Below are 20,374 nucleotides of genomic sequence, written 5' to 3'. Positions count from 1 at the left end.
TCAATCCCTCAGGCTGTAGGCGCGCAGCGCATTGCCGCCCAGAATTGCCGAACGTTCTTCAGGGGTCAGACCCGAAAGCAGTATGTCGGTAACCTCGACCCAACGTTCATAGCTGCTGGCAAGAGTGCAAACCGGCCAGTCGCTGCCCCAGATCAGGCGTTCGGGTCCGAACACGTTCAGCAGATGATCCACGACAGGGCGCAGGTCGCCGATGTCCCAGCCGGGCTGCGCTTCGGTCACAAGTCCGGACAGCTTGCAAAACGCATGGCTGTTGCTGGCGACTGCGGCAATGTCATCGGCCCAGTCAGATAGCCGACCGTCCCGGATCGCCGGTTTTGATGCGTGATCCACGATAACCCGCATCTGCGGGTATCTGGCCAGCAAACTGTGCAACGGCCCAAGATGCTTGGGCAAGGTCAGCGCATCAAAGGCCAGTTCGTGAGCGATGAGCGCCGCAAAGGCCGGGTGCAGAGACTCCCGCAGCATCCATTCAGGATCCTCGATATCCTGAATCATCGGGCGCAATCCGACGAGGAGTGGGTTTTGTGCCAGCGCCTTAATCTGTTGTGGGGCATCGGATGCTTCGAAATCAACCCAGCCCACGACGCCTTTGACAAAGGAAGTTTTGTCCGCCAACGACAACATGAACTCTGTTTCGGCAACGGTCGGGGCAGCCTGAACCAGAACAGTGCCATCGATTCCGGCACGTTCAATCAGGGGCAGCAGATCGGTGGGCAGAAAATCCCCGTAGATCGGCCCGATCTCGGCTGTCAGCCAGCCGTAATCACCCCGATCCAGAGACCAGAAATGCTGATGAGCATCAATTCTCATCCAATCACGCCTTTTTTCAGGATGATATTGCCGTAAAGCCTGCGCTCGCCGGTCTGGACGATGACGAAAGCTTGGGATGCGCGTTCATAGAATGCAAAGCGCTCAAGGCTTTGTATTTCGACGGGGTTGTCGGCTGTCTGGTGAATGATGGATTGAAAGTCGGCCACCGCCTCGGGGACCGCCTCGGGGTTTCCCACCACCTGCATGGTCAGGGCGGGGTCGGGAACAAAATTGTCCAGCGGCATGACCGAGAGAACGGCCCGAAGTATATCACCGGCCGAGGATCCATCCGCCCTCAGGCATTCGGGGCCTACGCTGGAGCCGGGAAAATTGGCGTCAGCGATAACGATGTCATCCCCGTGACCCATGGATCGCAAGGCATGTAGTAGGTCAGGGGAAAGCAGTGGATCGATGTTACGTAGCATGGGCCGTCTCCGATGGCAGGGGGGCATCCGCGCGGATCAGGCCTTCGGATTTCAGGTCCGACCACAGCGAAGCGGGAATATTGCGCTCCAGCAAGGCGACATTCGCATTCACCTCGGCCGCACTGACCGCCCCGGGTACAACAGTTTTGACACATGGATGCCCAAGAACGAACTGCAGGGCGGCCGCAATCAGCGGAGTGCCGTGAGCGTCACACACGGCCTCGATTTTGCGCACTTTGTCCATGATGCCCGGTGGCGCATCCACGTAATTGTACTTTGCTCCGGGAACCGCGCCGGTCGCCAGAATGCCCGAGTTGTAGGGGCCGCCCAGAATGATGCCGACATCACGCTTTTCGCAGAGCGGCAGAAAGCTTTCCAACGCCTCCTGTTCCAGCAGCGTGTATCGCCCAGCCAGAAGGAAGCCGTCGAAATCCCCCAGACCCAGCAATTTCTCGCACACCTTCCATTCATTGACCCCGGCGCCGATCGCGGCGATTTCGCCCGCCTCCCGCAATTCAGCCAGTGCGCGGTAGCCGCCGCCGTCAAAAAGCTCTCGGACCTTCGCGTCGGATGCTTCCTGACTGCCCTGGCTGAAAACGCAAACATCATGCACCAGAAGAATGTCGGCATTGGCGACACCGATCCGTTCGCGGCTGGCTTCGTAGGATCGCATGACACCGTCATAGGTGTAGTCGAATACGATGCGTTTCCGGGGAACATCCACGAAAGCTTCGGGTGTGACCTCGTGCGGTTCGCAGTCCACAAGAAGGCGCCCGATCTTTGTGGAAAGCTGAATGTTGTCACGTCCAAAGACCGGGATGGCCTCTCCGAAGCGCTGTTCAGACCGGCCCAGCCCGTATTGCGGGGCGGTGTCAAAGAAGCGGATCCCGGCATCGAAAGCCGCATGCAACGCGGCCTGTGCGTCGGCATCGGACACCTTGCGATAGAGGTTTCCCAATGGTGCGCCCCCGAAACCCATGCGGGTCAAAGGAACAGGGCGTGACGTTCGGTTGTTGAGGAGTTCGGTCTGAGAAACGGTCATCCTGCGTCTCGTTCTGTGTAGGAGCTGATGTTGAACAGGTGCGGCTTTTCGCGTTCCAGAACCTCGATGCGCGGCATCAACTGTCCCAGGTGATGGCGCATCGCCTCCTGTGCGGCATGTTCGTTGCGGTCCTGGATCGCGTCGAATATCGCGCGGTGTTCTTGCAGCGTTTCCGCAACGCGGCCCGGGGTAGGCAACAGCAGCATGCGTGCACGGCTGACCTGCAGTGAAACCGTTTGCGCCACATCCGGCAGCCGGACAAAGCCGGTAAAGGCCATCAGCAGGGCGTGAAATTCCTCGTCGGCCTGATAGAACCCGGGGATGTCCTCATCCTCGATCAGCAGTTCCTGCAGCCGCATGTTGCGACTCAGGCGCTTGCGCTGGTCTTCGGTAAAATCGCGGGCGACCTTGGCGACGGTAGCCAGTTCAAGGGCTTCGCGCAGAAAGACGCCCTCGCGGATTTCCGACATTGAGAAATAGGATACCCGCGTTCCCGATTGCGGAACCACATCCACCAGCCCGTCGGCTGCCAGCCGGGCAATTGCATCGGCCACGGGCGCACGAGAGACACCAAGCCGTTCACAGATCGGCGCTTTCTTCAGATTTGCGCCCGGCAGGAAATCCAGGGACAGGATGGCCTGCTTGATCGCAAGATAAACACGGTGCGCCAGCGAGCCTTCTGTCACGGCAATTTCAGGCAGCAAGGTTGCGTCGATGTCTTGAGGTCGGTTCATGATTTTCGATCTAGCATACTAACATGTTAGTTGACAAGCGGGAGTTCGCTCATTAGCAATTTGTGCAGGCAAGTGGGAAAACAATGCAAGCACAGCAGAAAAACAAGGGCCTTCAGGGCAAGGCGCAGGACACCGTCAGGCTGAACCCGGATGACAATGTGGTCATTGCGCTGCGGGATCTTTCGGCTGGCGACTGCCCGACAGGAGTGCCTGCGCCTTTGCCGGGTTCGATCGGGCGTGGCCACAAGATTGCCGTGGTGCATATCCCCGAAGGGACGAATGTGATCCGGTATGGCCAGATCATCGGGCAGGCCAAGTCAGATATTGCGCCGGGCGCGCATGTCCATGTCCACAACCTTGGGATGGGAGAGCATCAGCAGGACTATGCGCATGCGTCTGCCTGCGTGCCATTGCCCAAAATTCAGCACACCCGGCCCTTTAAGGGGTTTCACCGGGCGGACGGCAAAGTGGGCACGCGGAATTACATCGGCATTCTGACCACCGTGAACTGTTCCGGCTCGGTCGCGCGTTTCATTTCCGAGGCGGCCGAGAAATCGGGCCTTCTGGATGCTTACCCCAACGTCGACGGCATTGTGCCGATTGTTCATGGCACCGGTTGCGGAATGTCCGGCAAGAACGAAGGCTATGCCGCCCTGTTCCGCACATTGGCAGGCTATGCGCAGCACCCGAATTTTGGTGGCATTCTTCTGATCGGTTTGGGTTGCGAAGTCATGCAGGTGTCCGATCTGGTCGGGGGGCGTCCGATCCGTCCCGATGGCGCACTGCGCTACATGACGATCCAGAACGAGGGCGGCACGCGCCGAACCATCGAGCGGGGGCTGGAAGAGCTGCGCGGAATTGCCGAACTGGCCAATCAGGCCACCCGGCAACCCGCGCCCGTCAGTGCAATCACCGTTGGAATGCAATGCGGCGGTTCAGACGGGTATTCCGGCATCACGGCAAACCCGGCGCTTGGCTATGCCTCGGACCTGCTGGTTCGGCACGGTGGCACGACCATTCTGTCGGAGACGTCCGAAATCTACGGTGCGGAACATCTTTTGACCCGTCGTGCCGAAACTGTCGAAGTTGGAGAAAAGCTGATCGCCCGCATCCGCTGGTGGGAGGACTACACCGAACGAAACGGCGGCGAGATGGACAACAACCCCAGCCCCGGCAACAAGCGCGGCGGGCTGACGACGATTCTGGAAAAATCGCTGGGTGCGGTCGCCAAGGGCGGTACGGCGCCTCTGCGCGATGTGTACGAGTTTGGCCAGATCGTCGACAAACACGGGTTTGTTTTCATGGACAGTCCGGGGTTTGATCCCTGCTCGGTCACGGGTCAGGTGGCGTCAGGGTCGAACCTGATTGTGTTCACCACCGGGCGCGGCTCGGTTTCCGGCTATCAGCCGACACCCTGCATCAAGCTGGCCACCAATTCCGAAATGTATGCCCGCATGTCCGACGACATGGACCTGAACTGCGGCGACATCGTCACCGAGGGCGTCAGCATCGAAGCCAAGGGTGAGGAACTGTTCGAGATTCTGATCCGCGTCGCATCGGGCGAAAAGACGAAAAGCGAGCAGCTCGGATTCGGAGGGGTCGAGTTTGTTCCGTGGCAGATCGGAGCGGTGATGTGAACCGGATGCGACACGAGGGTTGAGGGATAAATGGGAGGAGAAATGACGAAACTGGTCGAAATGACGGGGATTGAAAAGCACTTCCCCGGTGTGCACGCGCTGAAATCCGTGCAGTTCGATCTGGTGCCCGGTGAGGTTCACGCGCTGATGGGCGAGAACGGCGCCGGGAAAAGTACGCTGATGAAAATCCTTTCAGGCATTTATCAGCGCGATGGTGGGTCGTTGTCGGTCGAAGGCCGGGTGGTCAGCCCGCAATCCCCGCGTCAGGCGCAGGATCTGGGGATCGGCATTATTCATCAGGAGTTGAGCCTGATGAACGATCTGACCGTGGCGCAGAACATCTTTATTGGCCGCGAGCCGCGCAAAAGCTTTGGTCGACTGGACGATGCGGCGCTGAACGCACAGACAGCCGACATCTTTGCGTCGATGAACCTGGGGCTCGAACCAAGGGCGCTGGTCGGCGGCCTGACCATTGCCAAGCAACAGATGGTCGAGATTGCCAAGGCTCTGTCCTACCGATCGAAAGTGCTGATCATGGATGAACCAACGGCGGCGCTGAACGATGCCGAGATTGCCGAACTCTTTGTAATCATCCGCCGCCTCAAGGCCGAAGGCGTGGGCATCGTCTATATCAGCCACAAAATGGACGAACTGAAACAGATCGCCGACAGGGTAACGGTGATGCGTGACGGCGAATATGTCGGTACGGTCGGTGCCGCCGAAACCCCGATCAGCCAGATCATCGCGATGATGGTGGGCCGCGAGGTCAAGGAAGAACCGCTGGAAGTACCCGATCTGGCCGGGGCCGAAGTTTCGCTTGAGATCAGTAACCTGTCACGGGGCGCTGAAATTCAGGATGTCAGCTTCTCGGTCCAGAAGGGTGAGATTCTGGGATTTGCGGGTCTGATGGGGGCGGGCCGGACCGAGGTGGCGCGGGCCATATTTGGAGCGGACCCGAAAGATAGCGGTGAAATCCGGGTGCACGGACAATCCGTCTCGATCAGATCCCCCAAGGATGCGGTGCGGGCCGGGATTGGATACCTTTCCGAGGATCGCAAGCACTTCGGCCTCGCCACCGGCATGAACGTACGGGACAATATTGCGCTGGCTTCGATGGATCTTTTCACCGGTATAGGCGGCGTTCTGAACGACAGTGAAATCGGCGCCGCCGCCAAAAGCTACATCAATCAACTGGGCATCCGGACGCCATCCGATGTGCAGGAAGTGCGGCTGTTGTCAGGGGGCAACCAGCAAAAGGTTGTCATTGCCAAATGGTTGCTGCGGGATTGCGACATTCTGATCTTTGACGAGCCGACTCGCGGCATCGATGTCGGCGCAAAATCGGAAATCTACAAGCTGCTGGAAGAGCTGGCAGAACAAGGCAAAACCATCATCGTGATCTCATCCGAACTGCCCGAGATCATGCGGCTGAGCCATCGCATCGCCGTGATGTGCGAGGGCCGGCTGACCGGCATCCTGCCCGGCGGAAAAGACACCACTCAGGAAGACATCATGCATCTGGCCACCCAACGCAAGGCGGCGATGCAGGTTACAGGGACAGTGCAATGACCACAGCAACGGATCTCGACAAGAAAAAGCCACTTGGGGGCCTGTCGGAAAGCGGCGCGTACCAGAAGCTGCTGGCCTTCGCCAGCCTGATCGCCCTGCTGATCGGCTTCTCGATCGCATCGCCCAACTTCATGCAGACCTCGAACATGATTGCCATTCTGCAGGCAACGTCGGTCAACGGAGTGTTGGCGGTGGCAGCGACATTGGTGATCATTACCGGCGGTATTGACCTGTCGGTGGGTACGCTGATGACGTTTTGCGCGGTCATCGCCGGCGTGGTTCTGACCTATCTGGGCATGCCTTTGCTGCTGGGTGTGGCTGCGGCCATCGCGGCCGGTGCGTTTTGCGGGCTGTGCTCGGGCACATTCGTGGCGAAGATGAAAATCCCACCCTTCATCGCCACGCTGGGCATGATGCTGATCCTGAAGGGTCTGTCACTGGTGATTTCCAGCACGCGGCCGATCTATTTCAATGACACACCTGGTTTCGACCAGATCTCGCGCGGGTCGCTGATCGGTGAGGTCATTCCGGCGCTGCCGATCCCCAATGGCGTTCTGATCCTGTTTCTCGTGGCCATCGCCGCCTCGTACATCTTGGGGCGCACCGTTCTGGGCCGTTATACTTTTGCGCTGGGCTCGAACGAAGAGGCGGTGCGCCTGTCCGGTGTGAACACCGACATGTGGAAGATGCGCATCTATGCGCTGGCCGGTGCGATCTGCGGCATTGCGGGAATCCTGATCGCCTCGCGGCTGAATTCGGCACAACCGGCATTGGGCCTTGGGTACGAGCTGGAGGCGATTGCAGCCGTGGTGATCGGCGGCACGTCCCTGTCCGGCGGGCGCGGCACCATCCTGGGCACACTGATCGGCGCGCTGATCATGGCGGTTCTGACCAATGGTCTGCGGGTGCTGTCGGTTGCGCAGGAATGGCAGACCGTCGTGACCGGAGCAATCATCATCCTTGCCGTCTATGCCGACATGGCACGGCGCAAGAAAACCGGCTGATCATTTCAGAAAACGAAAAAAACGACCAACTGGAGGAGAAAATCATGTTTACACGTCGTTTCATTCTGGGGGCGCTCAGTGCTGCCAGCCTTTCCGTTCCGGCCTCGATGGCCGTGGCCGAGGAGGTCTATATCCCGCTGGTGTCCAAAGGGTTCCAGCACCAGTTCTGGCAGGCCGTGAAGGCCGGTGCCGAGCAAGCGGCGAACGAATACAATGTCACCATCACGTTCGAAGGGCCTGACAACGAAACCATGGTGGATCGCCAGATCGATATGCTGGCCGCTGCGCTGGCCAACAACCCCAAGGCCATCGGCTTTGCCGCGCTAGACAGCCAAGCAGCGATCCCGCTGCTGAAACAAGCCAATGACAAGGGCATTCCGATCATCGCGTTCGACAGCGGGGTGGACAGTGACATTCCGGTGTCCACCGCGACCACAGACAATCTGGCTGCTGCGGGTCTGGCTGCTGACAAGATGGCTGAAATGCTGGGCGGCAAAGGCAAGGTTGCCGTCGTGGCCCATGACCAAACAAGCCGCACAGGCATCGACCGTCGCGATGGGTTCGTCAATCGCATCGCCGAGAAGTATCCCGATATCGAGGTCGTAACCGTTCAGTACGGACAGGGCGACCATCTGAAATCCACCGAGGTGACAAAGGCGATCCTGACAGCCAATCCAGATCTGAACGGCATTTTCGGAACCAACGAAGGATCGGCGATTGGCGTTGTGAACGGTGTGCAGGAACTGGGCACCGAAGGTCTGGTCATTATTGGCTATGACAGCGGCAAGGCCCAGAAAGACGCAATCAAGAGCGGCCTGATGGCAGGGGCCATTACCCAGAACCCCGTCGGTATCGGATACGAAACGGTAAAGGCGGCGGTGGCCGCATCAAAGGGTGAAAGTGTACCAGCCCTGATTGATACCGGGTTCTACTACTATGACGCATCCAATATGGAAGATCCGGCAATCGCCGCCGTATTGTACGACTAAGTCTAAACGCCCCAAAAAAAGCCCGCCGTTCGGTGGGCTTTTTACTTCGATGGCAACACACCGAATAGACACCAAGGCTCAGAAGGATCTGCGCATCGAGTGATCCCAGCGCGGTGCGTTTCAATATTGAGCTTGATGTGGATTGTTTCGGCTACGTGCTATCGGGGTCGGCAACCTCAGACCCAAAAGTTGATCGACGAATATTGCAACAAAACGAAACCGGACGTGGATGCGATTGATCGATTGCCCGAGAGGCCTGTCGTGCCGCCGGGCGGATACCGTCGCAAAACTGCATGGTCTCAGTCCAGAAACATATAGTCCAACTGCATGACCGACTGCGCCTTTTCCGGAGAAATCCTCAGAAACGCGGCGATCGCCGCTTCGTTTTCTTCGCGTTCGGCGGATTCGCGAAGGCGAAAATGGCCCTCAAGCCCTGCACCGCGGATCAGTTCGGATTCGTAAGCCAATGAGTTTCTGAGCGCGGGCAACAGGTGGGCGACCCGCTGTGTCGGCGTGTTTTCCCCGGCCAATCCGACACGGCGGGCGTGGCCGATCAGGTACTCATCCGAGTAATCGCATTCGATCTCCAGAACATGCGTCCGGGCCTGATCCGCACAAAAATCTTGAATGATCTCAAGGTTTGCCGGGTCCACGCACAGGACCAACCTGTCAGTTTCAAAGCATTCGAAAAGCATGCGCACAACGGCGCGCCTATGACGTCCCCGTTTGACCAGGGTGGTTTCAATACCTCCCAGGTCCGGCAACGGCGAATCCTGTTCGTTGAACAGGTATTCAACGCAGGGAATGTCTGTTTCCGACATGATCTGATCGACCAGCCGCTTGGCGACGTGCCACTTCTTGCAGGCGATCAGGTAGATTTCGCGTCCGGGATCCAGCGTGTTTCCAGCTTCCCAAAAACGCGGGGCATAACGCCTGCCAACCCGCCCGCGCCCGGCCAGAAAGTCATAGAGGCTGCGTCCTTCATTCGAAATTTGGAAGTCAATGCCGTCGCTGGCGTAGAGTTTGCCCAGTCTTTCCTTGAGCTCAAGCGCTTCGGGGCTGATCTTGCGAGCGAACAGATAATCCTGACCAAGCAGCATGTCATAATGGTCGTTATAGAACGTCACCGGCATGCCGTAATCCGAGAACATCAGAAAAGTCAGCGTCCGGTTCTCGATTTCCTGTCTTGGGATCAGATGGCGGACAAGCGTTTGAAAAAAGGTCTCGTCGGGAATCCAGGTTGTCGCGAAGAACCGGACGACATCTCGTCTCTGGCGCAGGAAATCCAGGATCTTTTCCACGGTCTGGCGTCGCAGACACCACCATTGGCTACCGATCATGACCTGCAGGTCTTGCGGTATTTCACGGGTCAGGCCCATACGTTTTTGTATTTCGTATGACGCATAGAACCGCCCGCTTTGCGTACGTTCATTGAAATAGTGTCGATAGATCAGCCGGTCCTCCTTCATGCCGGTCTTGATCCAGTTGCTTTCGAAGAAGTCGTGGCTTTCGATGAAATCGAAATCGTTGCGGTCCAGGAAATCGTGAACGTATTCGGCTGTCTTGATCGCCATGCAGTCGCCTGACAGCATGTAGAAATGCGTTGCGCGCGGAAAACTTTCGACCGCTGCCGAAAGCGCGTGGAGCGTTGCCTGAACCAGCGACCAGGCACCCCAGCCGCATTTGATCCGTTTGACCGCGAATGCGACGTTCGGGTTGTCCTTCAGGGCCGTTTGTATTCTGGCGTAATCTTCAGCCTTTGCACGCGCATCGAAATGGATCGCCATGCAGTCACCGGCCGCAGTCAGTTGCCGGGCCTGCGCGATGATCGCGTCGGGGTCTTTGTGGCACAGCAAAATATAGGCAATCTTTGCCATCTGAGTTACGCGATTTCCGTTTCTGCCTGTTCGCAACCGTGATACTGAGGATGAGCGATTGAATAAACAGAATTTTTTTGCTTCTTTGGGGTCCAAAGCCGACGCGTCAATCTGAGACCCGATCGGATAAGGAGGCACAGCAGATGGGTTTTCCCGGCACCTGGATGACCGAAAGTGAAAGCATGGTTTACCGTGTTGTGCCCAAATGTGCCTGCTCGACCATCGGGCAGATCATGTATTATTCCGATCATGGCAGGTTCTTTGATGGCGACATACATGATGCCAAAGATGGCATGCATAAATGGGCTTTTGGCCCGAGTCAGGACCCGATTTCAACCAATGTCCGCTCGCACGCATCTTATTCCTTTACCTGCGTGCGCAACCCGTACACCCGCGTTCTGAGCTCGTTTTTCGACAAGATCTGCGGCATTCAGCGCAATGGGAAACGGTATCGCGGCAACCTTGTGCCGACGCTGGTTTACAATTACGGCATCGAGGTTGGCGGCGACGACGGCAAGGGCGAGTTCGACCAGATCGCCAGCTTTCGCCGGTTCCTGCTTTTTGCGCGTGATACAATTCGCTGGCGGCGCCCGATGGATCCGGACATTCACTGGTCGGCGATGTCCGGGCATGTCTCGACCTTCATCGTGAATGGCGGGCGGTATGACCGGATTTTCTGGACCGAACGTTTCAACGACGGGATGCAGGATGTTCTGGATCACATCCAGACCCCTCACACCATAGCATTGTCGGATATTCCGCGGTTCAACGAATCCGAAGGACACGGGCCCAAGCGCGCGCATCCGGTCGAGGCCTATTTCGACGACCTGTCGATGCATCTGGTCTATGAGATCTACAAGCAGGATTTCGATCTGTTTAAATACGATTTCGAAAACCCGGCAAACAAGATGCCGATCGGCGAAATCGATCTGGACGAGGTACACGCCAAACTTGGCGATTGACCGATCCACAAGCTCTCCCGCCCATCGTCAGCGCTTCTTGCGAAACACCTCCTTTGGTTGGGCCCGGCGCCGCGCAATGCGCGGCGCCGGGCCCAAGTCCGAACGTGGCATCGGCAAAGCCGATGGTGCGATTGGGCGCGGGAGCTTTTGTTAAGTAGGCAGACCCGCCGGTTCTTCGCGAAAAGAACCGGTCCGTTTCGGGGTCAAACCTGGCGAACGGCCCCTTTGGCTGCACTGGTGGTCAGTTTCGCGTAGGCTTTCAGCGCGGTTGAAACTTTGCGTTTGCGCGGCTGCGTGGGCACCCAGCCTTTCTCGTCCTGTTCCTCGCGACGGGCGGCAAGTTCTTCGTCCGACACGGCCAGATGGATGGAGCGGTTTGGAATGTCGATCTCGATTGTATCGCCGTTCTGCACCAGGCCGATCTCGCCGCCCTCGGCGGCTTCAGGCGAGACGTGACCGATGGACAACCCCGACGTGCCGCCCGAGAAGCGCCCGTCTGTCAGCAATGCGCAGGCTTTGCCCAGACCTTTGGATTTCAGATACGAAGTCGGGTAGAGCATTTCCTGCATCCCCGGCCCGCCCCGCGGACCTTCGTAGCGGATGACCACCACGTCACCTTCCTTGACCTTGCCGGTGAGGATATCGTTCACCGCCTGATCCTGGCTTTCGCAGACATAGGCCGACCCGGTGAACTTCAGGATGTTTGCATCCACCCCGGCAGTTTTCACGATGCAGCCGTCGCGCGCGATGTTTCCGAACAGAACCGCCAGACCGCCGTCCTGGCTGAACGCATGTTCTTTCGAGCGGATCACACCACCTTCGCGGTCGGTGTCCAGCTCCTTGTACCGGTTCGACTGGCTGAATGCCTGGGTGGTGCGCACGCCGCCGGGGGCAGCCTTGAACAGCTCCTGCGCCTTGGGGTTGTTGGCGATCTTGATGTCCCAATTGGCAATCGCTTCGCCCATCGTGGCGGAATGGACCGTGCTGCATTCTTCGTGCAACAGGCCTGCACGGCTCAACTCGCCCAGGATCGAGAAAATGCCACCAGCGCGGTGAACGTCTTCCATATGCACATTCTCGGTGTTGGGCGCGACCTTGCACAAACACGGCACCTTGCGGCTGAGGCGGTCCATGTCGGACATGGTGAAGTGCACTTCGCCCTCATGCGCGATGGCCAGCAGGTGCAGAACGGTGTTGGTGGACCCGCCCATCGCGATATCCAGGCTCATGGCATTTTCGAACGCATCAAAGGTCGCGATCTCACGCGGCAAAAAGCCTTTCTCGTCCAGATCGTAATGCCGCTTGGTGATCTCGACGATTCGGCGGCCGGCTTCCAGGAACAGATCCTTGCGATCCGCATGGGTCGCCAGGGTCGAGCCATTGCCCGGCAGCGCCAGACCCAGCGCCTCGGCCAGGCAATTCATCGAGTTCGCGGTGAACATGCCCGAACACGACCCGCAGGTCGGGCAGGCGTTTTCCTCGATGTGCTGAACCTGTTCGTCGGTGTACTTGTCGTCCGCGGCGGCAACCATCGCGTCCACAAGGTCGATTTTCTTGACGTCCAGATCCGCGATGTCGATCTTGCCGGCCTCCATCGGTCCACCTGAGACAAAGATCGCCGGGATATTCAGGCGCATCGCAGCCATCAGCATGCCGGGGGTGATCTTGTCGCAGTTCGAGATGCAGACCATCGCATCTGCACAATGGGCGTTGACCATGTATTCAACCGAATCCGCGATCACCTCGCGCGAGGGCAGCGAATAGAGCATGCCGTCATGGCCCATGGCGATGCCGTCATCTACCGCGATGGTGTTGAACTCTTTCGCAACACCGCCTGCGGCCTCGACCTCGCGCGCAACCATCTGGCCCAGATCCTTCAGGTGCACATGCCCGGGCACGAATTGGGTGAACGAATTGACGATGGCGATGATCGGTTTGCCAAAATCGTCATCCTCCATGCCAGTGGCGCGCCACAAGCCGCGTGCGCCCGCCATGTTGCGGCCATGAGTGGAGGTTCTGGATCGGTACAATGGCATGATGCTGTTTCCCTGTTGCCTCGGGTTGCATAGATCGGGTTTCGTGCGTTATAGCGCACGTATCACATGTGCGCTATAACGCACAAGAGGATTCGCGGGACGCTGACATGAACTCTGACGATATTACACTGAAGCTGAGGGATGTGCGCGCAGCATCCGGCCTCAGCCTGTCCAAAGTGGCCGAAATGACAGGCGTCAGCAAAGCAATGTTGGGTCAGATCGAACGCGGCGAATCCAGCCCGACGATCGCTACGCTCTGGAAAATCGCCAAAGGGTTTCAAGTGCCGCTGAGTGCTCTGATCGACACGGCGATCGGCGATCCATCCGTCTTTCAGACGGTCACGTTTCCCGGCAGTATAGAGGTCAAGATCGTGTTCCCTTTCGATCCCGCATTGGGGGCTGAGACATTCCACGTCAATCTGAACCCGAACCAGAGCCACGAATCGCCTGGACATGCGGTTGGTGTTACCGAGGAAGTCTTTGTTCTGGGCGGAACACTTGAAATTCTGCGTGGTGAGGAATGGGTGCCCTTACATGCCGGACAGGGATTGCGTTTTGCAGCCGACGTGCCTCATGGGTATCGCGCGGGGGCGCAGGGTGCTGCGTTTTTGAATATGCACCATTACGGACAGCTCTCTGACAATTCTGAAAACGGCATGGCTCATTGATGACCGATATTCTGAACACCCTCACGATCGTGGATGCAATCGGTTCGTTTGGCGCCTTGATCGTGGTCGCCGCGTATTTCGCAACGCAAATGCGAATGATGAATTCCGACGATCTGGCCTTTCCGGTGATCAACCTTCTGGGCTCGGTGCTGATCGTCTATTCTCTGGTGCACAATTTCAATCTGGCTTCGATGCTGATCGAAGGGTTCTGGATTTTGATCAGTTTCATCGGAATTATTCAGCATTTTCGCCTGCGCCGCGCGGCGGAATAGCCCTATCCAGCCTTGAACCCCTATGCTGCCGGGTATAGGGAAAAATCAAGCTCGCTCAGGGGAGGCATTGATGCAGGACGATCCGAAAACCCTCGTATCTACCGAATGGCTGGCCGCACATATCAAGGACCCGGATCTGCGGATTCTGGACGGGTCGTGGTATTTGCCTTCGCAAAACCGCGATGCCAGGGCTGAATATGACGCGGGTCACATTCCCGGGGCGCGGTTCTTCGATATCGATGAGATTTCAGACCACCGTTCGGACCTGCCGCACATGGCCCCTCCGGTCGAGAAATTCATGTCGCGCCTGCGGGCGATGGGCGTGGGTGATGGTCATCAGGTCGTCGTCTACGACGGGGCCGGTCTGATGTCGGCGGCCCGGGTCTGGTGGCTGTTCCGGCTTATGGGTCAGGAAAACATCGCCATTCTGGATGGGGGATTGCCGAAATGGAACGCGGAAGGGCGCGATCTCGAGGATCTGCCGCCCGTTATCCGCGACCGCCACATGACAGTCCGGGTGCAGAACCATCTGGTTCGGGACGTCACGCAAGTGTCTGCGGCAGCGAAACTGGCAGATCACGAGATCATTGATGCCCGTTCTGCCGCCCGTTTCGCCGGAACCGAGGTCGAGCCGCGGGAAGGCTTGCGTTCGGGGCATATTCCGGGGTCGCGCAATGTCCCGTTTGGCCAGTTGTTGAACGCCAATGGCACAATGAAATCGCCTGAGGATTGCCGTGCCGTTTTCGAGGCCGCCGGCGTTGATCTGTCGAAACCGGCGATCACGTCCTGCGGATCTGGCGTTACCGCTGCAATCCTCAGCCTTGCGCTTGAACGCATGGGCAAGAAAGATCACTCGCTTTATGACGGCTCCTGGGCTGAATGGGGCGCCTTCCCGACCCTGCCCGTCGCAACCGGAGAGAACTGATGTTCGAATTCCTCAAGCCGCAGCCTGCGGATAAAATCCTGATGCTGATGCAGATGTACCGCGAGGACCCGCGTGATCAGAAGATTGATCTGGGCGTGGGCGTCTACAAAAACGCCGAGGGTGTGACGCCGGTGATGCGCTCGGTCAAGGCCGCCGAGCAGCGCATACTGGAAGAGCAGGAATCCAAAGCCTATACAGGGCTGGCCGGCGATCCGGTCTTTGCGGATGTGATGATCGGCCTGATCTTGGGAACGTCAGTACCGCGCGGTAACATTGCGGCCGTTGCGACCCCCGGTGGGACCGGTGCCTGCCGTCAGGCGTTCGAGTTGATCCGCATGGCCAACCCCTCGGCGCGCGTCTTCGTGTCGAACCCGACATGGCCGAACCACCTGTCCATTCTGAATTATCTGGGCATGGAGACGGTTCAGTATCGCTATTTCGACGGCGATACCCGCGGCGTTGATTTCGACGGCATGATCGAGGACCTGAAAACCGCCAACGCGGGCGACGTTGTTTTGCTTCATGGCTGCTGCCACAACCCGACCGGTGCCAATCTGAACATGGTGCAGTGGCAGGACGTCGTAAACCTGATCAACGAGCGTGGTCTGGTGGCGATGATCGACATTGCCTACCAGGGGTTTGGCGACGGTCTGGAAGAAGACGCGCAGGCGGTCCGGTTGGTGGCGTCATCGGTCAAGGAATGCCTGATCGCGGCGTCCTGTTCCAAGAACTTCGGTGTCTATCGCGAGCGTACCGGCCTGTTGATGGCCGTCAGCGCGGACGCGGGGCAGACGGCTTTGAACCAAGCCACTCTGGCCTTCCTGAACCGCCAGAACTATTCCTTCCCGCCCGATCACGGTGCGCGGGTTGTGACGACTATCCTGATGGACGAAGCGCTGCGTGCTGAATGGCAGACCGAACTGGAAGAAACCCGTTTGTCCATGCTGGGATTGCGCAAGCAACTGGCGGACGAGCTGCAACGCCTGAGCGGATCGGACCGGTTCGGTTTCATCGCTCAGCACCGCGGCATGTTCTCGCGACTCGGCGCCTCGCCGGAACTGGTTGAAAAACTGCGGGTCGACCACGGTATCTACATGGTTGGTGACAGCCGTCTGAATATCGCCGGACTGAACGCAACAACCGTGCCGATTCTGGCCAAGGCGATTGTCGACGTTGGAGCTTGAGTTCGCTTGCTTTGAATAAGAAAACCCGGGCAGAACTGCCCGGGTTTTTTTGTTTTTTCTTAAGGTTTAGCCCTTGGAGAATTCCGGATAGGCTTCCATACCCAGCTCGCCCATGTCGAGCCCGTTGATCTCTTCTTCTTCGCCAACCCGCAGGCCGACCGTGGCCTTGAGAACCGAGAAGAGGATATAGCTGACCACAAAGACGAAGATGCCTATGGCGGCAAAGCCGATGATCTGGGTCACAAAGCTGGCGTCACTGTTGGTCCATGCCACAATGAACGTACCCCAGAAGCCTGCGATCAGGTGAACCGGGATTGCGCCAACCACGTCGTCGATCTTCATGCGGTCCAGCATCGGGACGGTCAGGACGACGATAACGCCACCGATTGCGCCGATGATCAGCGCCTGGAACAGCGACGGGGCCAGCGGTTCGGCGGTGATCGACACCAGACCAGCCAGCGCGCCGTTCAGTACCATCGTCAGATCGACCTTGCCATACATCAGTTGCGTCAGGATCAGCGTGGCGACGGCACCCGCTGCAGCAGCCATGTTGGTGTTGGCAAAGATACGGCTGATGTCGGCCATGTCTCCAATGGTGCCCATTGCCAGCTGCGAACCACCGTTGAAGCCGAACCAACCCAGCCAAAGGATGAACGTGCCCAAAGTGGCCAGCGCCAGGTTCGAACCGGGGATCGGAACCACTTTGCCGTCCTTGTTGTACTTGCCGATACGCGGGCCCAGCACGATGGCGCCTGCGAGCGCGGCAAAACCACCTGCGGCATGGACCAGAGTCGAGCCAGCGAAGTCACTGAAGCCCATCTCGGACAGCCAGCCGCCGCCCCACTGCCAGGATGCTTCGATCGGGTAGATGATGCCGGTCAGCACGATTACAAAGGCGAAGAACGGCCACAGTTTGACACGTTCCGCCATGGTGCCCGAGACAATCGACGCAGTGGTGGCGCAGAACATCAGCTGGAAGAAGAAGTCCGAACCGACGGAGGCATAGGACAGGTCGGTTTCCACTCCGGCAAGACCGACGGGTTCTAGCGATGTGGGTGCGATCGCGCCCAGGAAGCCAGGGATCATCCAGCCATCACCCGGATACATCAGGTTGAAGCCGACCAGCCAGTACATGATGGCGGCAAACGAAAACAGGCCCATGTTCTTGATCAGCTGCATCGCCACGTTCTTGGAGCGCACCAGACCGGCCTCGAGCATGGCAAAGCCAGCGGCCATCCAGAACACCAGGAACCCGCCAACCAGAAACAGCAGCGAGGTCAGGATGTATTGCGTGTGCTGCGCGGTCTCGCCAGCGGCGGCCTCTTGCGCAAGGCCCATCTGCGGCAGCACGACAAGCGCGGCAGCAGGGATGAGAGATTTCATCAGGTTCATGTGACTTCCTCGAATGACTATGAGTGGGGACGCCTTACAGCGCCTCTTCGTTGGTTTCCCCGGTCCGCACGCGCAGGGCCTGCTCGACATCGAGGACGAAAACCTTGCCATCGCCGATCTTGCCGGTTTTGGCTGTTTTGGTGATGGTTTCGACGATCTGGTCGGTCATCGTGGCGGGAACCACGATTTCCAGTTTGATCTTGGGCACGAAGTTCACCGCGTACTCGGCGCCGCGATAGATTTCCGTGTGGCCCGACTGTGAACCAAAGCCCTTGATCTCGGTTACCATCATGCCGCGCACGCCCGCTTCGGTCAGTGCCTCGCGCACCTCCTCAAGCTTGAACGGCTTGATTGTCGCAATGATCAGTTTCACGTCTTTCCCCTCTGCTTCCCGGGCAGGCCGGTTTGTTTGCACCTGCAGAAAAAGAGCCTGAGCGGGCGTCATAGGAAACGGTCTGACAGCCCGGACGCGAGGGAAATCAGGGCAAAGTTGCACATTTTTTGCACAAAATTTCCGACATGTTTAAATTTTAAGCGAATCTGAGAGGGGAATTACCGGAATTTCACACCTCTACATGACCGCGTTGCCAAGGTAAGGTGACGCAAAAGCACAATCGGGCAGAGTTTGAGCATGACTGAGTCCAAGCGCCGAAAGCCGCCACTGGTCGCAGAAAAAAGGTATCCGTCGAAGGGCCGCAAGCCCACGGCGACCAAGCGGGCTGCAAAACCCGCTGGCAAGAAATCAAACGCCCGAAAGACGGCGACGCGCAGGACTGGGCGAAAGAAAACCCGGCGCACCGGCGGTGGTGGCGGCGTGTTCCGTCGCATGTTCCGGTGGGTTTTCCGCCTGCTCTGGGGGCTGACGTGGCGTGTCGGCGCAATCGTCGGGCTGTTGCTGATGTTGGCCGTCGGCGTGGTTTATTCTACGCTTCCGGATGTTGATGCGCTGCTGGACGGTCGTGCGCGTGGTTCGGTCACGCTGCTGGATCGCAACGGCAAAGTCTTTGCCTGGCGCGGTGATCAGTTTGGCGGGGTGATAACGGCCAGCACTGTCTCTCCCCATCTCAAAAACGCCGTTGTGGCGACCGAGGACAAGCGGTTCTATCGCCATTTCGGTGTCAGCCCACGGGGTGTGGCCAGCGCGGTTCGCATCAATCTGAGTGAAGGGCGCGGTCCCTTGTCGGGCCACGGTGGGTCGACCATCACGCAGCAGACGGCCAAGCTGTTGTGTCTGGGTGTGCCTTATGTGCCAAGCGAATGGGAATCAGAGGCCGCATATGAAGCTGATTGCCGGCAGGGGTCACTGTGGCGCAAGGCCAAGGAAGCCATCTACGCGATGGCGATGGAGGTCAAATACTCCAAGGATGAGATTCTCACGATCTATCTGAACCGCGCTTTCCTTGGCGCCGGTGCGCGCGGGTTTGAGGCCGCAAGTCAGCGGTACTTCGGGATATCGGCGGCCGAGGTCAATCCGTCCCAGGCTGCGATGCTGGCCGGGTTGCTGGTCGCCCCGACGCGGTTTGCACCCACCAACGATCTCCAACGCTCGCAGGACCGGGCACGGCTTGTGGTCGGGTTGATGGAGGCGCAGGGCTACCTGACAGCCTCTCAGGCATCTGCGGCGCGAAACAACCCGGCAGAGCTTTCCGAAGCCGCCGCCGCGCGGGCAGGCGGGTACTTCGCCGACTGGGTCATGGCCAGCGGGCCCGAGTTCTTTACGCGCAATACGACCGAGGACGTGGTAATCCGCACCACCCTGGATCAGCGCCTGCAGAAATCGGCTGAAGAGGCGCTGCAGTACATTTTTCAGGAAAAAGTGCGCGACGGGTCCAAGGCGCAAGCCGCGATCGTTGTGATGTCCGCCGATGGCGCCGTGCGCGCGATGGTAGGTGGTCGCAAGACCCGTGTATCGGGCGCGTTCAACCGGGCGACCCAGGCGCTGCGCCAGACCGGTTCCTCGTTCAAGCCCTTCGTTTATGCTACGGCGCTGGAACTGGGGTATTCCCCGTTGGATATCGTCGTGGACGAGCCCTACTGCATCGACATCCCCGGTTCCGGGCAGTGGTGCCCGAAGAACTATACCAAGAAGTATTATGGCCGGGTCACGCTGGCGGATGCGCTTAAGAACTCTCTGAATATACCAGCAGTGAAAGTCGCCGAGATTTCCGGGCTGGAAAACGTTCGCACGGTTGCCAGCGGTTTCGGTATCGCCAGCGATCTTGCGCAAGGCCCTGCACTGGCGCTGGGCGCGTCGGAAAGCACGCTGATCGAGATGACGGGAGCATATGCCGGCATCCTGAACGGTGGCTCGGCGGTTGAACCGTACGGTCTGACGGAACTCAAGCTGCTGGGCGATGAAACGCCGGTGATGGTAACGACGACAGGGATTGGTGAACGTGTGATCCGCGATGACGCGGCCCGGCAACTGACCTGGATGATGGAGCGTGTCGTTTCCGAAGGCACCGGCCAGCGCGCCAAGCTGCCGGGTTGGCAGGTGGCAGGAAAGACCGGCACGACGCAGGCGGCCCGCGATGCGTGGTTCATTGGCTTTACGGCGGATTATGTGGCGGGTGTCTGGATGGGATATGACGACAACACGCCGTTGTCCGGAGTGACAGGGGGCGGTCTGCCGGCAGAGATATGGAGGGAAACCATGCTGCGCGTGACCGAGGGGATGACGCCCACGCCATTGCCGATGATGCTGCCGGAGCAACCCAAGCAGGTGGCAAAACCCAGAAATCCCAAACGCAAACCCGGTGGTTTTGCCAAAGCGGTGGATAACTTGCTGAATGATATTTTTGGCGGGAACTGACTCGCGCCAAAAAAA

Annotated in this window: 18 protein-coding genes; 10 read left to right on the top strand and 8 right to left on the bottom strand. The window is 58.6% G+C overall.

Features of this window, described 5'->3' with window-relative positions; translation table 11 throughout:
* From ACR0JW_RS11555 to ACR0JW_RS11540, 4 genes are read right to left on the bottom strand one after another with little or no spacing between them, the layout of a single operon-like run.
* On the bottom strand, nucleotides 1–831 hold the full coding sequence (locus ACR0JW_RS11555) for an amidohydrolase family protein (RefSeq protein ID WP_170825257.1): 831 nt from the start codon (nucleotides 829–831) through the stop codon (nucleotides 1–3).
* Nucleotides 828–1,256, bottom strand: a complete 429-nt coding sequence (locus ACR0JW_RS11550; protein ID WP_170681865.1) for an RbsD/FucU domain-containing protein — start codon at nucleotides 1,254–1,256, stop codon at nucleotides 828–830. The genes ACR0JW_RS11555 and ACR0JW_RS11550 overlap by 4 nt, the downstream gene beginning before the upstream one ends.
* The gene (locus ACR0JW_RS11545; protein WP_170681866.1) at nucleotides 1,246–2,298 is read right to left on the bottom strand and encodes an aldo/keto reductase; all 1,053 of its coding nucleotides are present in this window, start codon (nucleotides 2,296–2,298) and stop codon (nucleotides 1,246–1,248) included. The genes ACR0JW_RS11550 and ACR0JW_RS11545 overlap by 11 nt, the downstream gene beginning before the upstream one ends.
* Nucleotides 2,295–3,032 carry a GntR family transcriptional regulator gene (locus ACR0JW_RS11540; RefSeq protein ID WP_170681867.1) on the bottom strand — a complete coding sequence of 246 codons (738 nt, stop codon included), beginning with the start codon at nucleotides 3,030–3,032 and terminating at the stop codon, nucleotides 2,295–2,297. The genes ACR0JW_RS11545 and ACR0JW_RS11540 overlap by 4 nt, the downstream gene beginning before the upstream one ends.
* An 83-nt stretch (nucleotides 3,033–3,115) precedes the next feature.
* Between ACR0JW_RS11540 and ACR0JW_RS11535 the strand changes: the two genes are divergently transcribed.
* The 4 genes from ACR0JW_RS11535 to ACR0JW_RS11520 are packed head-to-tail and all read left to right on the top strand — an operon-like array spanning nucleotide 3,116 to nucleotide 8,231.
* Nucleotides 3,116–4,669 carry an altronate dehydratase family protein gene (locus ACR0JW_RS11535; RefSeq protein WP_170681868.1) on the top strand — a complete coding sequence of 518 codons (1,554 nt, stop codon included), beginning with the start codon at nucleotides 3,116–3,118 and terminating at the stop codon, nucleotides 4,667–4,669.
* A gap of 42 nt (nucleotides 4,670–4,711) precedes the next feature.
* A complete protein-coding gene (locus ACR0JW_RS11530) occupies nucleotides 4,712–6,238 on the top strand; it encodes a sugar ABC transporter ATP-binding protein (RefSeq protein ID WP_170681869.1) in 1,527 nt (508 codons plus the stop codon).
* Nucleotides 6,235–7,242 (top strand): ABC transporter permease, encoded by a 1,008-nt coding sequence (locus ACR0JW_RS11525; protein ID WP_170681870.1) that lies wholly within the window; start codon nucleotides 6,235–6,237, stop codon nucleotides 7,240–7,242. The genes ACR0JW_RS11530 and ACR0JW_RS11525 overlap by 4 nt, the downstream gene beginning before the upstream one ends.
* 44 nt (nucleotides 7,243–7,286) lie before the next feature.
* Nucleotides 7,287–8,231, top strand: coding sequence for an ABC transporter substrate-binding protein (locus tag ACR0JW_RS11520; RefSeq protein WP_170681871.1), 945 nt, complete (start codon nucleotides 7,287–7,289; stop codon nucleotides 8,229–8,231).
* 299 nt (nucleotides 8,232–8,530) lie between these two features.
* On the opposite strand, the gene ACR0JW_RS11515 is transcribed toward ACR0JW_RS11520, so the two are convergent.
* A complete protein-coding gene (locus ACR0JW_RS11515) occupies nucleotides 8,531–10,108 on the bottom strand; it encodes a DUF5928 domain-containing protein (RefSeq protein WP_170681872.1) in 1,578 nt (525 codons plus the stop codon).
* A gap of 143 nt (nucleotides 10,109–10,251) precedes the next feature.
* Between ACR0JW_RS11515 and ACR0JW_RS11510 the strand changes: the two genes are divergently transcribed.
* Nucleotides 10,252–11,070 (top strand): sulfotransferase family protein, encoded by an 819-nt coding sequence (locus ACR0JW_RS11510; protein WP_170681873.1) that lies wholly within the window; start codon nucleotides 10,252–10,254, stop codon nucleotides 11,068–11,070.
* 203 nt (nucleotides 11,071–11,273) lie between these two features.
* Here ACR0JW_RS11510 and ilvD read toward each other — a convergent pair whose 3' ends face one another.
* The gene (ilvD, locus tag ACR0JW_RS11505; protein ID WP_170681874.1) at nucleotides 11,274–13,106 is read right to left on the bottom strand and encodes a dihydroxy-acid dehydratase; all 1,833 of its coding nucleotides are present in this window, start codon (nucleotides 13,104–13,106) and stop codon (nucleotides 11,274–11,276) included.
* Between the two features lie 107 nt (nucleotides 13,107–13,213).
* Here ilvD and ACR0JW_RS11500 point away from each other — a divergent pair, with 107 nt between their 5' ends.
* The 4 genes from ACR0JW_RS11500 (at nucleotide 13,214) to ACR0JW_RS11485 (ending at nucleotide 16,155) form a co-directional block, all read left to right on the top strand.
* Nucleotides 13,214–13,774 carry an XRE family transcriptional regulator gene (locus ACR0JW_RS11500; protein WP_170681875.1) on the top strand — a complete coding sequence of 187 codons (561 nt, stop codon included), beginning with the start codon at nucleotides 13,214–13,216 and terminating at the stop codon, nucleotides 13,772–13,774.
* Nucleotides 13,774–14,046, top strand: a complete 273-nt coding sequence (locus tag ACR0JW_RS11495; RefSeq protein WP_170681876.1) for a CBU_0592 family membrane protein — start codon at nucleotides 13,774–13,776, stop codon at nucleotides 14,044–14,046. Before ACR0JW_RS11500 ends, ACR0JW_RS11495 begins: the two co-directional genes overlap by 1 nt.
* Before the next feature lie 70 nt (nucleotides 14,047–14,116).
* On the top strand, nucleotides 14,117–14,971 hold the full coding sequence (gene sseA / locus ACR0JW_RS11490) for a 3-mercaptopyruvate sulfurtransferase (protein WP_170681877.1): 855 nt from the start codon (nucleotides 14,117–14,119) through the stop codon (nucleotides 14,969–14,971).
* Nucleotides 14,971–16,155 (top strand): amino acid aminotransferase, encoded by a 1,185-nt coding sequence (locus ACR0JW_RS11485; RefSeq protein ID WP_170825259.1) that lies wholly within the window; start codon nucleotides 14,971–14,973, stop codon nucleotides 16,153–16,155. The genes sseA and ACR0JW_RS11485 overlap by 1 nt, the downstream gene beginning before the upstream one ends.
* A 66-nt stretch (nucleotides 16,156–16,221) precedes the next feature.
* On the opposite strand, the gene ACR0JW_RS11480 is transcribed toward ACR0JW_RS11485, so the two are convergent.
* Together ACR0JW_RS11480 and ACR0JW_RS11475 are read right to left on the bottom strand one after the other, a co-directional pair.
* Nucleotides 16,222–17,547, bottom strand: a complete 1,326-nt coding sequence (locus ACR0JW_RS11480; protein WP_170681879.1) for an ammonium transporter — start codon at nucleotides 17,545–17,547, stop codon at nucleotides 16,222–16,224.
* Nucleotides 17,548–17,581: 34 nt separating this feature from the next.
* Nucleotides 17,582–17,920 carry a P-II family nitrogen regulator gene (locus ACR0JW_RS11475; RefSeq protein WP_170615599.1) on the bottom strand — a complete coding sequence of 113 codons (339 nt, stop codon included), beginning with the start codon at nucleotides 17,918–17,920 and terminating at the stop codon, nucleotides 17,582–17,584.
* Between the two features lie 258 nt (nucleotides 17,921–18,178).
* Between ACR0JW_RS11475 and ACR0JW_RS11470 the strand changes: the two genes are divergently transcribed.
* On the top strand, nucleotides 18,179–20,359 hold the full coding sequence (locus ACR0JW_RS11470) for a transglycosylase domain-containing protein (protein ID WP_480713931.1): 2,181 nt from the start codon (nucleotides 18,179–18,181) through the stop codon (nucleotides 20,357–20,359).
* The last annotated feature ends 15 nt before the right edge of the window (nucleotides 20,360–20,374 follow it).

The sequence above is a fragment of the Ruegeria sp. BG6 genome (genome assembly GCF_056538465.1).
This window is presented reverse-complemented; position numbering and strand designations above follow the sequence as displayed.